The sequence below is a fragment of the Paraburkholderia phymatum genome (genome assembly GCF_040965635.1).
Lineage (GTDB): Bacteria > Pseudomonadota > Gammaproteobacteria > Burkholderiales > Burkholderiaceae > Paraburkholderia > Paraburkholderia phymatum_B.
The window spans coordinates 60,216-73,473 of the sequence record NZ_JBFRCH010000012.1 but is presented as its reverse complement, the minus strand read 5'-3'; the positions used below and the strand labels follow the sequence as shown (position 1 = coordinate 73,473).

General features: G+C 60.3%; 15 protein-coding genes and 2 pseudogenes. 7 read left to right on the top strand and 10 right to left on the bottom strand.

The features are described from left to right. Nucleotides 1-621: 621 nt before the first annotated feature. Nucleotides 622-1,503: a LysR family transcriptional regulator gene (locus AB4Y32_RS21165; RefSeq protein ID WP_368723214.1), complete on the bottom strand. Its 882-nt coding sequence runs from the start codon at nucleotides 1,501-1,503 to the stop codon at nucleotides 622-624. Between the two features lie 100 nt (nucleotides 1,504-1,603). On the opposite strand from AB4Y32_RS21165, the gene AB4Y32_RS21160 reads away from it, so the two are divergent. From AB4Y32_RS21160 to AB4Y32_RS21150, 3 genes are read left to right on the top strand one after another with little or no spacing between them, the layout of a single operon-like run. Further along, complete coding sequence (locus AB4Y32_RS21160; protein ID WP_368723213.1) at nucleotides 1,604-2,908, top strand: CitMHS family transporter; 1,305 nt, start codon at nucleotides 1,604-1,606, stop codon at nucleotides 2,906-2,908. A gap of 18 nt (nucleotides 2,909-2,926) precedes the next feature. Continuing rightward, nucleotides 2,927-4,285: an acyclic terpene utilization AtuA family protein gene (locus AB4Y32_RS21155; protein WP_368723212.1), complete on the top strand. Its 1,359-nt coding sequence runs from the start codon at nucleotides 2,927-2,929 to the stop codon at nucleotides 4,283-4,285. Further along, nucleotides 4,272-4,589 (top strand): AtuA-related protein, encoded by a 318-nt coding sequence (locus AB4Y32_RS21150; protein WP_368723211.1) that lies wholly within the window; start codon nucleotides 4,272-4,274, stop codon nucleotides 4,587-4,589. The genes AB4Y32_RS21155 and AB4Y32_RS21150 overlap by 14 nt, the downstream gene beginning before the upstream one ends. A 624-nt stretch (nucleotides 4,590-5,213) precedes the next feature. On the opposite strand, the gene AB4Y32_RS21145 is transcribed toward AB4Y32_RS21150, so the two are convergent. From AB4Y32_RS21145 to AB4Y32_RS21130, 4 genes are all read right to left on the bottom strand, one after another. Further along, nucleotides 5,214-5,417, bottom strand: a complete 204-nt coding sequence (locus AB4Y32_RS21145) for a hypothetical protein (protein WP_368723210.1) — start codon at nucleotides 5,415-5,417, stop codon at nucleotides 5,214-5,216. A 205-nt stretch (nucleotides 5,418-5,622) separates the two neighbouring features. Then, on the bottom strand, nucleotides 5,623-5,925 hold the full coding sequence (locus AB4Y32_RS21140; RefSeq protein ID WP_368723209.1) for a hypothetical protein: 303 nt from the start codon (nucleotides 5,923-5,925) through the stop codon (nucleotides 5,623-5,625). A gap of 345 nt (nucleotides 5,926-6,270) precedes the next feature. Then, nucleotides 6,271-6,795: a PRC-barrel domain-containing protein gene (locus AB4Y32_RS21135; RefSeq protein WP_439899816.1), complete on the bottom strand. Its 525-nt coding sequence runs from the start codon at nucleotides 6,793-6,795 to the stop codon at nucleotides 6,271-6,273. A 182-nt stretch (nucleotides 6,796-6,977) separates the two neighbouring features. Then, the gene (locus tag AB4Y32_RS21130; protein WP_368723208.1) at nucleotides 6,978-7,157 is read right to left on the bottom strand and encodes a hypothetical protein; all 180 of its coding nucleotides are present in this window, start codon (nucleotides 7,155-7,157) and stop codon (nucleotides 6,978-6,980) included. A 311-nt stretch (nucleotides 7,158-7,468) separates the two neighbouring features. On the opposite strand from AB4Y32_RS21130, the gene AB4Y32_RS21125 reads away from it, so the two are divergent. Then, on the top strand, nucleotides 7,469-7,792 hold the full coding sequence (locus AB4Y32_RS21125) for a hypothetical protein (protein WP_368723207.1): 324 nt from the start codon (nucleotides 7,469-7,471) through the stop codon (nucleotides 7,790-7,792). 81 nt (nucleotides 7,793-7,873) lie between these two features. Then, the gene (locus tag AB4Y32_RS21120; RefSeq protein WP_368723206.1) at nucleotides 7,874-8,236 is read left to right on the top strand and encodes a hypothetical protein; all 363 of its coding nucleotides are present in this window, start codon (nucleotides 7,874-7,876) and stop codon (nucleotides 8,234-8,236) included. 87 nt (nucleotides 8,237-8,323) lie between these two features. Here the strand turns inward: AB4Y32_RS21120 and AB4Y32_RS21115 are convergent, their stop codons facing one another. Next, the gene (locus AB4Y32_RS21115; RefSeq protein WP_368723205.1) at nucleotides 8,324-8,689 is read right to left on the bottom strand and encodes a DUF3564 family protein; all 366 of its coding nucleotides are present in this window, start codon (nucleotides 8,687-8,689) and stop codon (nucleotides 8,324-8,326) included. Nucleotides 8,690-8,899: 210 nt separating this feature from the next. On the opposite strand from AB4Y32_RS21115, the gene AB4Y32_RS21110 reads away from it, so the two are divergent. Further along, nucleotides 8,900-9,487: a DUF7713 domain-containing protein gene (locus AB4Y32_RS21110; RefSeq protein ID WP_368723204.1), complete on the top strand. Its 588-nt coding sequence runs from the start codon at nucleotides 8,900-8,902 to the stop codon at nucleotides 9,485-9,487. Nucleotides 9,488-9,513: 26 nt separating this feature from the next. Here AB4Y32_RS21110 and AB4Y32_RS21105 read toward each other — a convergent pair whose 3' ends face one another. The 4 genes and pseudogenes from AB4Y32_RS21105 to AB4Y32_RS21090 all read right to left on the bottom strand — a co-directional run bounded on the left by AB4Y32_RS21105 (nucleotide 9,514) and on the right by AB4Y32_RS21090 (nucleotide 11,897). Further along, nucleotides 9,514-9,813, bottom strand: a complete 300-nt coding sequence (locus AB4Y32_RS21105; RefSeq protein ID WP_368723203.1) for a type II toxin-antitoxin system RelE/ParE family toxin — start codon at nucleotides 9,811-9,813, stop codon at nucleotides 9,514-9,516. Continuing rightward, nucleotides 9,810-10,085 (bottom strand): YlcI/YnfO family protein, encoded by a 276-nt coding sequence (locus AB4Y32_RS21100; protein WP_368723202.1) that lies wholly within the window; start codon nucleotides 10,083-10,085, stop codon nucleotides 9,810-9,812. Before AB4Y32_RS21100 ends, AB4Y32_RS21105 begins: the two co-directional genes overlap by 4 nt. 453 nt (nucleotides 10,086-10,538) lie before the next feature. Next, nucleotides 10,539-11,479 (bottom strand): annotated as a pseudogene (locus AB4Y32_RS21095) (lactonase family protein). A 110-nt stretch (nucleotides 11,480-11,589) separates the two neighbouring features. After that, nucleotides 11,590-11,897: pseudogene (locus tag AB4Y32_RS21090) on the bottom strand (DUF4148 domain-containing protein). A gap of 440 nt (nucleotides 11,898-12,337) precedes the next feature. Between AB4Y32_RS21090 and AB4Y32_RS21085 the strand changes: the two are divergent. After that, nucleotides 12,338-13,243: an MBL fold metallo-hydrolase gene (locus AB4Y32_RS21085; protein WP_368723201.1), complete on the top strand. Its 906-nt coding sequence runs from the start codon at nucleotides 12,338-12,340 to the stop codon at nucleotides 13,241-13,243. Nucleotides 13,244-13,258 lie beyond the last annotated feature (15 nt).

Here is a 13,258-nt window from a genome sequence, read left to right as displayed (position 1 = left end):
AACAGCGCTGGCCATCGTTCCCTTCGTTTGGAGCACGTGAGTTCCCGTACCGAAGAGTCATTAAGCGCTTGCCCATCGCGTATTGGCGCTCCCCGTCCTAGGTCAGAAATTGTGCGCGCTGCAGGCACTCTAGCGGCGATTTGACGAACAGAACGAAAGCAGCTTTATCTAGTACAGCGACGCCTGCCGGTCACGATAGTACAGTGGGTTCCGGGGACGCCGCTGGCGCACAATGCTAGAACGTCGTTGCCCCGACAATCAATGTCCTGGAATGAAGGGTGTGAAAGCCCTAACTATGATCCCCTTCATTTCTCGCCTGGATCCACATCGCCCGTGAGCAGCAAACGGATCGCGCGCCGTCCGCACGCGCTCCTTCGACGATCGGCGGCACGCGACCCGTCGGCGACGTTTAACACTTCCGGCTCATCATCCGTCAGATTCCAGGGGCGGACCGGTCACTCGACACTTCGACGGCTTGGTCGCCGTGGGCGATGCTGCGCCGGAGGCATCGAGAGAATGAGAGAATGCCAACTCATGTACATGGTCAGGCGATCGGCGGTTCAATCAGAGTTACTGTAAGTCGGGACTGAACGACTGAAACGCGACTGTTTCATTACGTCACTAGCCTCGGCGCATCAGTTTCACGAACTTCTCCGTTATCGCCGGCAACGTCCTGCCTCTTTTCTTGACGATCGCGATCGACCGCACGAATGCCGGATGATCGATCTTCTTTACGACGAGCCCCGCTTCGGCTCGCACCTCGCGCGCGGTCTCGGGCAGGATGGTCACGCCAAGGCCGGCACGTACCATCGCGACGGCCGTCATCATGTACGTCGGTTCGCACGCGATATCCAACGGCTCGCGCGATTCACTCAGCGCCGCATCGACGACCGCTCTCACGCTCGTTCCCGGCGCGGTCAGCACGAGTGGCGCCTGCGCCAGATCGTTCAGGCCGATTCGCCGCTTTCTCGCAAGCGGATGCGCCTGCGGACACACGACGACGAGCCGGTCAACGCCCGTTCTCAGGACCTCGAGCATCGGATCGAGCACCTCGCCGCCGGTAAGACCGATGTCCGCTTCCTCATTGCGCACGAGGGCATTGACGGTGCTCGCGACGACATCGCGAATCTGGAAGACGACGCGCGGCACCTCGAGCTTCATGTCGATGATCAACTCGGGCAACACGCTCGCCGCGAACGTCGGCAAGCACGCGACGCGGACAGTACCGCTCTCCCCTTCACCTAGCGCTCGGGCATCGCGCAACATGCTTTCCATGTCCTGCAGTGACTTGCGCAGCAGCGGCAGCAGCTCGCGGCCGGTCGCCGTCAACGCGACGTTACGGCTGTTGCGGTCGAACAAGCGCGCGCCGACCGCTTCTTCCAGCCGGCGTATCTGCACCGTGAGCGCCGGCTGCGACAGATGCAGGCGCTCCGCCGCGCGCGTGAAGCTGCCCGCCTCGGCCACGGCAACGAGCGCACGGATATCGCGAAGATTCAGATCCATTATGATTCGTAATAGCTGCTATCAAATCATTTCAATTGTGTTATCGACGCTTCGAACTTACTCTTGACTTCACTACAAATCAAGATTCGGAGACGCGTTCATGCTGCCGTTGCTCGGCCTCGCCACCATCGTCGTCCTGCTCGGGGCGATACTCTCGAAGCGCATGTCACCGCTCGTCGCGCTCATCATCGTTCCGATCGCGGCATCGCTCATCGGCGGGTTCGGCTTGCAGACAAGCAAGTTCGTCATCGACGGACTGAAGAGTCTGGCGCCCGTCGTGGGCATGTTCGTGTTTGCGATTCTCTACTTCGGCACCATCACCGACGCAGGCACGCTCGATCCCATCATCGACCGCATCCTGCGCGCGGTCGGCACAAAGCCCACGCGCATCGTGATGGGCACGACGCTGCTCGCGCTGCTCATTCATCTCGACGGCTCCGGCGCGGTCTGCTTTCTCGTCACGATCCCCGCGATGCTGCCGCTCTACGAACGTCTGAAGATGGACAAACGCGTGCTCGCTGCGGCCGTGTCGATGGCGGCAGGCATCAACTTTCTGCCGTGGACGGGGCCGATGATCCGCGCCTCAGCGTCGCTGCATCTACCCATTTCATCGCTCTTCAATCCGCTGATTCCGGTGCAGGCGATCGGTCTCGTGTTCGTGTTCAGCATGGCGTGGTGGCTCGGCCGGCGCGAGGACAAGCGTCTCGGCTATTCGAGCGCGAACGGCTCCATTCCAATGCCCGAGCGCAAGCTCACGCCGGAAGAAGAAGCGCTGCGTCGCCCGCAGAACTTCTGGCTCAACATCATTCTGACGGTCGTCGTGCTCGGCACGATGGTCGCGATGGGCGAGAAGATCCCGCCCGCGATCATGTTCATGGTCGGCCTGTGCATCGCGCTGATGGTCAACTATCCGGATGTCGACATGCAGCGAAAGCGCATCGATGCGCACGCGCGCGCCGCGCTGATGATGGCGGGCATTCTGCTCGCGGCAGGCGTCTTCACTGGCGTCATGCAGGGCAGCGGCATGCTGAAGGCAATGGCACAGGCAGCCGTCGGTTTCGTGCCGCCCGCGATGGCCTCGCACATTCCGGTTGCGCTCGGCGTCCTGTCGATGCCGCTCTCGATGCTCTTCGATCCCGATTCGTTCTATTTCGGCGTGCTGCCGGTGATCGCGGAAGTGGCGTCACAACTGGGCGTGCCGGCCGTGCACGTCGGACAGGCCGCGCTGCTCGGCCAGATGACCACCGGCTTCCCCGTGAGCCCCCTGACGCCAGCGACGTTTCTTGTCGTCGGCTTGTGTGGGATCGATCTCGCGGACCATCAGAAATTTACGTTCCCGCTCCTGTTCGGCGCGTCGATCGTGATGACGATCGCCTGCGTCGTGCTGGGCGTGTTTCCGCTTTAATCGTGTTTGGATGACGTCATGAAAGACCACATCAGGATAGGCGCGGGCGCGGGCTATTCGGGCGACCGCATCGAACCGGCCGTCGAACTCGCGGAGCACGGCGCGCTCGACTACCTCGTGTTCGAATGCCTTGCCGAGCGCACCATCGCCATTGCGCAGCAGGCGCGCCGCCGCGATCCGTCGCAAGGCTTCGACCCGTTGCTCGAAGCGCGGATGCGCGCCGTGTTGCCCGTTGCCGCGAAGAACCGCGTGCGCATCATCTCGAACATGGGCGCGGCCAATCCGGGCGCGGCCGCGCGGAAGACCGCGCAGATTGCGCGCGAACTCGGCTTGCGCAGTCTCAAGATCGCAGCCGTGACCGGCGACGATGTGCTCGATGTCGTGCTGCGATCGCCTCTGCGCTTCGAGGAAACAGGCGACGACGTGAGCACGTATGCCGACCGGATCGTCTCCGCGAATGCGTATGTCGGCGCGGCGCCCATCGTCGCTGCGCTCGCGGCGGGTGCAGATGTCGTGCTGACCGGGCGCGTTGCGGACCCGTCTCTGTTCACGGCACCGCTCATTCACGAATTCGGCTGGAAGATGGATGACTGGCACACGCTCGGGCAGGCTACCGTGGTCGGCCATCTGCTCGAGTGCGCGGGACAGGTGACGGGCGGCTACTTCGCGGACCCGGGTTTCAAGGACGTGCCGAATCTCGCGCGGCTCGGCTTTCCTATTGGCGAAGTCGATGCGCGTGGCGACGTCGTGATCGGCAAAGTGCCGCACGCCGGCGGGTGCGTGACCGAGGCGACGTGCAAGGAACAGCTGCTCTACGAAATTCTCGATCCCGCGCGCTATTACCAGCCGGATGTCATCGCAGACTTCACGCAGGTGCGGGTCGCACAGGATGCGAAGGACCGCGTGCGCGTGACGGGCGGACGCGGCACGGCGCGCACCGGCACGCTCAAGGTGTCCGTCGCTTATATCGACGGCTTCATCGGCGAAGGGCAGATTTCCTACGGCGGGCCGGGCGCGGTCGCGCGGGCGCGGCTTGCGCTCGATATCGTGCGCGAGCGCCTCGCGATCACCGGTGTGAGTACGAGCGAGTTGCGCTTCGATCTGATCGGCGTGAATGCGCTTTACGGGGACAGCCTCGCCGCGAGCCACGACGATCCGTACGAACTTCGCGTGCGCGTCACGGGCCGCGCATCGAACGCCAGGGAAGCAGCGCGCATCGGCAACGAGATCGAAACGCTCTACACCAACGGACCGGCAGGCGGCGGCGGTGTGACGAAAGCGGTCCGCGAAGTACTCGCGGTTCAGTCTGTGCTGCTGCCGCGTGAACAGGTCAATCCCGTCTTCGCATTCGTGGAGGCAAGCGATGAAACTGCGTGAACTTGCACACGGCCGCACCGGCGACAAAGGCAACACGCTCAACGTTTCCGTGATCTGCTTCGACGCGACACATTACGCACATCTGCGCAACACCCTGACGCCCGAGCGTGTCAAGGCACACCTCGCCGATGTCGTGACAGGCGATGTCGTCCGTCATGAACTGCCGCTTTTGTGCGCATTCAATTTCGTGCTCGGGCATGCACTGGGCGGAGGCGTCACGCGCTCGCTTGCGCTCGACGCACATGGCAAGTCGATCAGTACAGCACTTCTCGATATCGACATCGACGAGCCTTCCGAAACCTGAGATCCTCGTGGCGGAAACGAGGCCCGCCATTGTGTCGGGGTTTCGCCCGTCACGGTTTTTATGTCGGGCACGGGTGTTCGCTTCATCCCATTCTGTCCCGCGAGGTAGCCAATCAAACGGATCGCTTGTCGGCCTTATGGAAAGCTTCGCATAAGGCCGACGACCTGCCCGTCAGCTCACGCCTGATGTAGAACGCTTTGATCTGCCCTCTCACTTGCTGGCGGAGCTTGTCCCGCCAGGGCCGAAAGGCGGTCAAGCGTGCCCACAACCCTCGTCACGGAATTTTTCAATATCGCAATCTGCACAGTGCGTGCATTCGATGCGCGACGCAAGACGTGAAGAGCCAAGGCACTCGCGCTCGCATAAGGCAGCGTTTGCGGGATTCTGAGAGGCACAAGCGCCAGCTTGTCCACTCTGACGGCCCCGCCCACGGGCCGCCGCGAATGCCTTGGCGGCAAGGTGCTTGCGTTGGCATCAGGCAGCGTTGAGACCAATGCAGGCGCACCCACCGACTGCCGCGAACACCTTGACGAGGTCTAGACGATTACCCCGTTCAGGGCCGATCGCTCAAAGCATAAAACCCTGCCGAAGCAGGGTTCTGATACTTCGCGCCGAGGCCGTGTCTTATTGCGCCGCCTTCTTGTGCGTCACGTGATGACTCACTTTATGCATGTGCTTCGTCGTCTTGTGTACAGGCGCCGGCGTCGTGGCGGCCGTGGCCGGAGCCGTAGCGGTGGCTGCCGGTGCGGTCGCAGCAGGTGCGGAAGCCTGGGCGAACGCGACAGTAGCAAACAGCGATGTAATCAAGGCGGCAGCAAGCTTCTTCATTGGAGTCTCCAGTGGGGGGAAGGCGACGAATCATTGCGTCGTCCACCGTCAAAACGCATCGGGCTCAGTTTCGTTGACATCAGGGAACCGGATTGTTTTGGGAACTGTCACGCGCCTTTCATAAAATACGCGACCTGGAGCGCTGGGCGGAGTCTCTTGATGCCGGGTCTCTCGCCGCCCAAGCCGGGCAACAACCGTGGAGACGTTATCCGTTCTCCGCATCGCCGAGTGCTTCGATGGCATCGACGAAGTCCGTCAGGTCTTCGATTTCATCGAGTGCGCTGATGGCCGTGTCGAGGTTGTCGATGGACGCTTCCGCATTTTGCCCGCGCTCGCCGGATTGCCTGCTCGCGGACATGTTGTCGAAAGCTTCCTGTTCCTCGTCACGGACGGCTTCCAGTTCGCTCCGGATGCTCCCGGCTTCCGCCTTCAGCTCCTCGATCTTGACTTTCAGCGCTTCGAGGCGTTGCCTGTGCGCATGGATGATCTTTCGCCGCTTGTCGTTCATATCAGGTCACCACATGATCGCGGGGCGGGTTGTCCAGTAACGCGCGGGGTGATGAAACCCCGCTTACCCGAAGCTCTCCATGATGGTTTCGATCGTGTCGTCGGAGCTTACCGTCACCACGCACCTGGTCATCAAGACTCGCACGCTCATCGCCAGACTGCTTTTTTGAACCGAGAGGGCCTTTTATCCCAGGCAGGCCTGCATCCTGTCTTTTATCGTCTGCAGGACGTTATGGTATTTGTTGTCCGCATCCTGCTTGGTCGCTTGGAGCCGGCCAGCTGGCTTGAGTAGTACCTGCGGAGGCCAGCGCTCGCGTGAGGCCGTGCGATGCACGTGTCGCCAGCGTTAAAGTTTGACGTCCCCTCGCTCTGGCGACGCAGGCGAATCCGCGACGCTTTCACCAATCCGCATGTCGCCGCGCTCGTCGACGGGTATTTCCGTGCGGCGGCTCCAGTATGGCTTGCTGCCGTAGTAGGCATGTACGGTGGCGGCCCAGTCCGGATTGGCCATCGCCGGCCAGTTATCCTTGTCGAAGCCAGGTGCGTTCCTGATCTGCCCGGACGATGCCGACACTACAAAGCGTTCTCGCGACGTGTCGAGCGTCAACATGGCCCACGGGATCGCGAGCAGCTTGCCGCCGATACCGAGAAACCCGCCGCTTGCCAGCACCGCGTACGCTATATGGCCGGTGTGCACGTCGAGCATGATCTCCTTGATCTTGCCGACGTCGTCACCGTCTGCGCTCAGCACGGTATTGCCATCGAGTGCCGCAGCAGCCATCACATCGGGACCCGGCCCGTCGGCGGGTTTGGTGCTCGTGCGCGTGACCTGTGCTTCGCCTTCAATGGCGGACTGATGGGTTGGATTCAAAATAGCACTCCTTATCTATCAATAACGGATTTACGAAAGGACGTGGCAGCACCCGGTGAAATAGTCACGACGATCTCTTATAGTTGGTGATCCGTAGGTCGTGCGTCAAAAACGTAGCGCTCGATCAGCGATCCATGACGGACATGCTGACATCGGCACAGCCGCGCTCCATGGCCTGATGCTCAATCGTCCGGCTTGTGTGCTATTTGCGAGAGATCATCCTCCCACACTCGCGCCTCGCGCACCGTTGTGCCTTCGTCAGAAGACTCGGAAACATCGGTCGTGACAGTTCTTTCCTCGTCATTCTGCTGTGCCTGCCGGTCTCGCCCCACCTTGTCACTCATCTTGCCTTTAGCTGCCATGCTCGCTCTCCGTCTTTCGCAATGTATGGTGTGCGCAAGGATAGCTGAGCAAGTTTCGCGCCGCGCCACCATGTGACGTGGGCAATTGATCCCATTGGCTGCCTCGCGCGAAGCGCCATGACAGTTGTGCCGGAAAGAAGTTCGACAGGTACCTGTGCTTCCGTGCCAATTAGCGATTCCAGTCGTCCTCGAGGCATTCTTCACGGTCAGCCGGAAACGGCGGGACAGCAGCAAAATCCGAAAATTGCAATTACAGGCAAGGGTGAGCCTGAATCAGGTGCATTCTCACCAACGGATTGCTCACCATGTAAATGGAAAGCTGGGTTGGAACAATCGAGCGTGAATGGCATCAGTTGCGTCGCGCCGACCCTGCACTCGATGTTGAAAAGTTCTCCCGTCACGTCATTGCGGCGAACAAGACCGGCTTCCTGTCACCCGAGTCGCTCGCCGCAATCGCAAATGCGCTACTCACCAGCACATTAAGCCATGCCCCGCGTCTGGGTCGCTGGTTACTGGAGCGCATTGGCGTCAATCGCCATCCAGCCTGGCGAATGACAATGGCCATTTCCCTGGTCACGCCGACAGGTGGAGAGGCGGACTTTGAGAGAGGTAACGCGCGATCCTTGAAGACGTGATGAAGGATGGAACCGCGGAAGATCGTCTGCGCGGCATGGCCGCCGCCGCGCTGGCCGACAGCGCCCCGGCTCGGACGGGGCATGCAGGTTGATGTGAGCCGCGCGCGCTCGCTTTATGAGCAGGCGATTGAACTGGGACACAGGGCCGCGGCGCACAATCTCGGGCTTTTCTGGGAAGGCCTGTGGGGCGTCGACGACAACGGATTCATCCCGGACCGCACGAAGGCCATGCAGAGCTATCGACGCGGTGGAGATGACAAAATTTGCCACACCGCCTGGAAGCGCTGCGTTGAGTTCCTACCGCCCGCCAGTCGTGCGGTTGGCAGATTTCAGGCGGCACACGACGGATATTTCGCATCAGTTGATAAAGGCAAGGTTGAGGAGAAGACACGCTCTGGACGCGAGCACGTCGACGCTAGCGGTCACGCCACTGTGCTTTTTTGAAACGTCCGTTTCGTATTGGGCCACGCGTCGCGCGCCTACTTATACGTTTGGCAGCGCAGCTTGAACCGTAGCCGTCGCCCAACAGATCTACGCGAACACGCTGTGCTCGGCAAGCACGGTGTCCTCGTCGACGCACTGCACACGCCAGTGTCCTGCAACGCGCGGTCCGATTTCGCGTTCGTTGTAGCACCAAAGCGCCTCGCCCGACTCTCCCTCAAACGGGCCATTTGGGGCGTTCATTGCGAGATCTTCAAGGATGAACACGGGGCGCGCATCATGCTGGCCGCAGATCAGCGTGCCGCGTGCATCGACTTGCAGCGTTCCCCAATCGGGAAGCTGAAGCCCCGCATGACCTTCGCGTGACCATTTTTGGGCTTCGTTGTCGAGCCAAAGGATCGCATAGGCATTCGGGTCAATACGGTCGAATGTGTCGAGATGGAGCGTGATGCTCATAGAATTCTCAGATCGTTGTTCGCGGCCTGGTGATCGGCCACGGTCATCGCTTGACATATCAACGATACGTGCAGATGCAGGCTTTTTGCATGCCACAGGAGGTCGCCAATACCCGTTAATTGGCACCGTAGTATGTCTGAGCGCGGTCGGTGATCACGCCAACAGACATGCGACAATGATTACCGTCAACTCTATTTACAAGGAGCGCTGATGGCCGATAGCACCTGCGTTCGATGCGGAGCAGTTCCGCCACCGCACGACGTTGTCAGCGTCGCTTCGGCGGACGGCACCTTCCGGTTGCTCTGCAGCCGCTGTTTCAATACCGAGATGGCGTATCTTGCCGAGGTTCACGCCTTTGAACATCCGGAGTTCACGCCCCTGCGGCCGTCCGATGCGGATGGCGTCGCACACGAGTTCCATTTCCGCAGTCTGCTGTTCGGCGATCAGCTTTCACTGGAAGCGTTCGAGCTGGTTCCCGGTGACGACGACTGCGCAGGCTTCCGTTTCCAGCTTCTCGGCGATCCGCGGTCAGACCCGTTTGAGCTGTTGGGCAATCTGGTCCAGAAGATCAAGCGTGCCCTGGCAGTCAAACACCTGGTCGAGGATGCGGGCCATCTCGTGGTAGCCGAAACGACGGTTCGTGGACGAATCGAGTGGGACGGCAACGAGAACGACCGCCTGCCATGTGTAGTCATTGATGGCAGGCGTGTCGACTGGTCCGACTTTGGGGCGATGTTAATGGCGTTCGAAGGGTGGCAGTTCCGGATTGACCTCGTGGATCCGGGTGACGAGGCATGAGTCCGACGGACCATGGCCGACTGGGCCTAATGATAGTCATCTTCCCGCTGATGCCGGACGGCCAGGATAGTAACGGTTGTCGCGTCGTCGATCTCGAACAGGACAACATAGCCGGAAGGGCCGAACGGGACGATCAGTTCACGAAGGAAGGGATTGCTGGCGTCGGCCTTCCTGCAGGTGAAGGGAAACTCCTCAAGAATTTCCGTTGACTTGCGCAACACCGCCAGCGCGCGCTCGGCTGCCGCCATGTCACGGTCGAGCAGAAACTCATAGAGTCGCAACAGATCGCGTCGTGCGCCGCCCGTATAACGGACCCGGAATGTCACGGTTTCTTTCTCGCCCGTTTCGCCGTCTGCAGCATGCCCTCAAGCTCGGTATGCACGTCAACAGCCTCGTAATATTCTCCGGTCTCACGGGCCTCGTTGCGCGCGGCGAGCCCGCGCGCAATGAATTCCCGCTGAAGTTTTCGCTGCGCGATGCTTGCGCGGAGCGAAGCCTCCATGAACGACGACAGGCTTTCGTTTTCATTCAGGACTTCTTCCGCCGCCCGCCGCAGGTCCGGCTCGACGCGCAATGCCGGGATCGTAGCCGTCTTCATGACAGACCTCCATGTATCGCTTTTGCGATACATTCTACCAGTGTTCACTGCGTCGCTGTACGCACTTTCCAGCATTCAATGCTGTCGTCGACGGCGTGGTTTGCCGTTTGGACGCCTGCCGTACGGTGGCCCTGAGCCGCAACTTTCGAGTTATCCCCGCTGACCTGGCTCTTGCAGCGCTCTGTTTCGCCGCAGATTTCTTCCCGTCACATGACACGTCGGTGAAAGTTATGCACAGAAACGGTGGATGAGGCTGTGGACAACGCATCCGGGAATTCGTGTAAGGGTTTGATTGCACGTGGATTTGCTGCAATGCGCCACGAAACACACAGTGCGCGATCCGACAGCTAGACCATTTCAAATCATCGAGGCGTCGTCGTCAGTGATACGTCGCGCGATCTGGAACCGCATCGAGAAATCCCAGGCATCGTGGATCAGGCGCGCGCCGCCAGCTTACTGACTGGATCCGTCGAAGCCCGCCACTTCGACCCAGTTCGCGCCCTTGCCTACCGGGTACTTGCCGACCTCGCCGAGTTCGCCCGTTTTCGCATTGATCCCGGTACACGCTCAAGGTCGGCGAGAGTTGTCCAACAGCCAGCAGGTATTGCCCCGATGGATCGATGTTGAATCCGCGCGGCTGCTTTTCGGTGGGGTAAGTGCCGGTGCGCGTCACCTTGCCCGACGCGGTGTCGACCCGATAACCCGCCAGCGTGCCGGACGTGCGCTCGGACGCATACAGGAAGCGCCCGTCAGGTGTCAGGTGCACATCGGCGCCACACAGCTTGTCGCCGGAAAACTCGGGTGGCAGGATCGAGACCGTCTGGATCGGCGTCACGGTATCTGTCGCGCGATTGAACGAAAGCACATGCAGCTTGCCGTCGAGTTCGTCGATCAGGTAGACGAACCGCTGGTCACGCGAAAACACGAAGTGACGCGGCCCCGACTTTTCAGGCAGCTTGTAGGCGGGGTGGCTGTCTGCCGTCAGGTGTCCCCGTCGAAGCATCGAACTTCAAACGCACCCATGCATCCGTGCCCAGCATCGAAGCAAAGGCATAACGGTTGTCGGCGGACGTGCGGATTGCGTGGGCCATCGGTCCTGTCTTGATGGTCTGCTGCACATCTTTCGCGACGCCATCCGCGCCAATTGCGTTGACCGCGAGCATATTGCCGCCGTACGACGCGGAGAACAGATAGCGCCCCGTTGCGTCCGTCGACACGTAGGCCATACTGTCGGCAAGCGGCGCGCGACCAAGCTCTATCAGCCGGCCATCGCGCGGATTGATCGCGAAGCTCACCACACGATACGGTGTGGAGCGCAGCGCAGCGTACAGGCGCAGATGATCCGGCGACAAGGCCATTGGCATCACGGTGCCGTCCACCGACACCGTCTCCAAAGGTCCGTTGTGGTCAGCACGTCTGCGCCGTGCAAGGAATCGCTGCCGCGATGCGGTTTTGCGGTTTGGTATGCGTTAAGCCGAGAGCTGTCCGTATTCATCTTGGCTTGTCAGCCGGGCTGAACGTCCTGGCCCGTTTGAAACCAATGGTCGACCAGGCGCTGCGCCGCTTGCAGATCAACCGGCTAGTACGGGTCCTCATACCATGGTGACGGGTCGTAGCCCGCTGTCTTCAGGGCAGCGAGTTCGCTATGGTGTTGCGCCATCGTAGGGGCGCGTTGGTCCTGAGCGCCGCCAGGTCCCGGCACTCTGTTGGAGTGAGGTGCGGTCCCGTATACGGCATGCCGCCGGCGGCACAGCCGGCAAGCAAAATCGTCAGAGCGGAAAGTATTGTCCGTGTTCCTGGCGGCTTTGTCATAGTCCGTGTCCTTCCCTGCTATTGCGCCGGCACGCCCAGTCGCATGCCGCCGCGGCCTGCGTCGCTGCTAGTTCGGTTTGTAACCTATATTGCATGGACGCCTCACAACGGATTCAGCGTCAACGTCCAGTTCTTTGCTGAGATCCAACACAACGGCGAACAGGGTGATGCGTGCCCTGTAGATAGCGATTGACCACATCTTTTCTGAGGAGGCCATCATGCCGCGATGCACGCATTCGAATTGGCCATCTCGCCGCATGTTCCTTTGCTGTGGCGCATCGGCGACTTTCAGTGCACTAATTGGCACTCTCCTGACTCGCTCACCCATCGCCCGGGCCGATCCGCTCCCACGCGAAATACCGACTGTCGATCGCGTTGGGCTGCGGATTGTCACAGACAGCTATCAGTTGGCGGTCGCGCCGGGTGGCAGGGTGGGCAACGTGGAGGTGACTCGCTTTGGCATGCCGCCTGCAGGCAAATCGCTGCTGGGAGAATTTGGTCTGTCCATGCACGTTGAATCGAGCGGCAACGGCGAAACGCGAAACATTCTTATCGATTTCGGGTTCACGTCCGAAACGCTGGAGAATAATCTAGCCATGCTGCGCATTGCTCCGGAGAGTCTCGATGCGCTGGTTTTGAGTCATGGACACTACGACCACTTCGGCGGTCTTGCCGGATTCCTGCAGCACAATCAGCGCAGGCTACGGGCCGATCTGCCGTTGTATCTGGGCGGCGAAGAAGCCTTTTGCACTCGCGAGTGGACGGCCGGCAAGATTGAAGACTTTGGTTATATCGATCGTCACGCACTGGCCAATGCCAAAGTGAAGGTTCTCATCGCTGAAACGCCGAGCGTTATTGCCGGACACGGTTTTACTACCGGAAACATACCGGCCGTACCATTTGAAAAGGTGTTGTCGCCAAGCCAAATGCATGTCGGCATCAAAGACGGCATCGGTTGTTTTCCGGACAAACTCGCCACCGAGAAACAGAAGGCACGGGTTATTCCTGACGATTTCCAGCATGAGTTGGCGACATGCTTCAACGTCAAGGGACGCGGTCTCGTTGTGATTACCTCTTGCAGCCACCGCGGCGTGGTCAATACCGTTCGACGCGCGATGGAGGTTTCCGGCGTCAAGAAAGTGCATGCTGTCGCGGGCGGCTTTCACTTGGCACCACAAAAGGAAGACTATGTTAGACAGACCGTCGCTGCACTTAAGGAAATCAACCCCGACGTTGTAATTCCGATGCATTGCACCGGCGAAATGTTCATCGAGATCTTGCAGAAAGAGATGCCCGAGAAGTTCATTCGTTCGTACACGGGCAGCCGGTACGTGTTTGGCGTCTGACGATACTACTAGACC

What these genes read in the sequence shown, in the direction of transcription:
- AB4Y32_RS21155 (WP_368723212.1), top strand. Translation starts at nt 2,927, where the DNA reads ATGAAAGACCACATCAGGATAGGCGCGGGCGCGGGCTATTCGGGCGAC.
- AB4Y32_RS21160 (WP_368723213.1), top strand. Translation starts at nt 1,604, where the DNA reads ATGCTGCCGTTGCTCGGCCTCGCCACCATCGTCGTCCTGCTCGGGGCG.
- AB4Y32_RS21140 (WP_368723209.1), bottom strand. Translation starts at nt 5,925, where the DNA reads ATGAACGACAAGCGGCGAAAGATCATCCATGCGCACAGGCAACGCCTC.
- AB4Y32_RS21115 (WP_368723205.1), bottom strand. Translation starts at nt 8,689, where the DNA reads ATGAGCATCACGCTCCATCTCGACACATTCGACCGTATTGACCCGAAT.
- AB4Y32_RS21165 (WP_368723214.1), bottom strand. Translation starts at nt 1,503, where the DNA reads ATGGATCTGAATCTTCGCGATATCCGTGCGCTCGTTGCCGTGGCCGAG.
- AB4Y32_RS21120 (WP_368723206.1), top strand. Translation starts at nt 7,874, where the DNA reads ATGCAGGTTGATGTGAGCCGCGCGCGCTCGCTTTATGAGCAGGCGATT.
- AB4Y32_RS21150 (WP_368723211.1), top strand. Translation starts at nt 4,272, where the DNA reads ATGAAACTGCGTGAACTTGCACACGGCCGCACCGGCGACAAAGGCAAC.
- AB4Y32_RS21110 (WP_368723204.1), top strand. Translation starts at nt 8,900, where the DNA reads ATGGCCGATAGCACCTGCGTTCGATGCGGAGCAGTTCCGCCACCGCAC.
- AB4Y32_RS21145 (WP_368723210.1), bottom strand. Translation starts at nt 5,417, where the DNA reads ATGAAGAAGCTTGCTGCCGCCTTGATTACATCGCTGTTTGCTACTGTC.
- AB4Y32_RS21130 (WP_368723208.1), bottom strand. Translation starts at nt 7,157, where the DNA reads ATGGCAGCTAAAGGCAAGATGAGTGACAAGGTGGGGCGAGACCGGCAG.
- AB4Y32_RS21100 (WP_368723202.1), bottom strand. Translation starts at nt 10,085, where the DNA reads ATGAAGACGGCTACGATCCCGGCATTGCGCGTCGAGCCGGACCTGCGG.
- AB4Y32_RS21125 (WP_368723207.1), top strand. Translation starts at nt 7,469, where the DNA reads ATGGAAAGCTGGGTTGGAACAATCGAGCGTGAATGGCATCAGTTGCGT.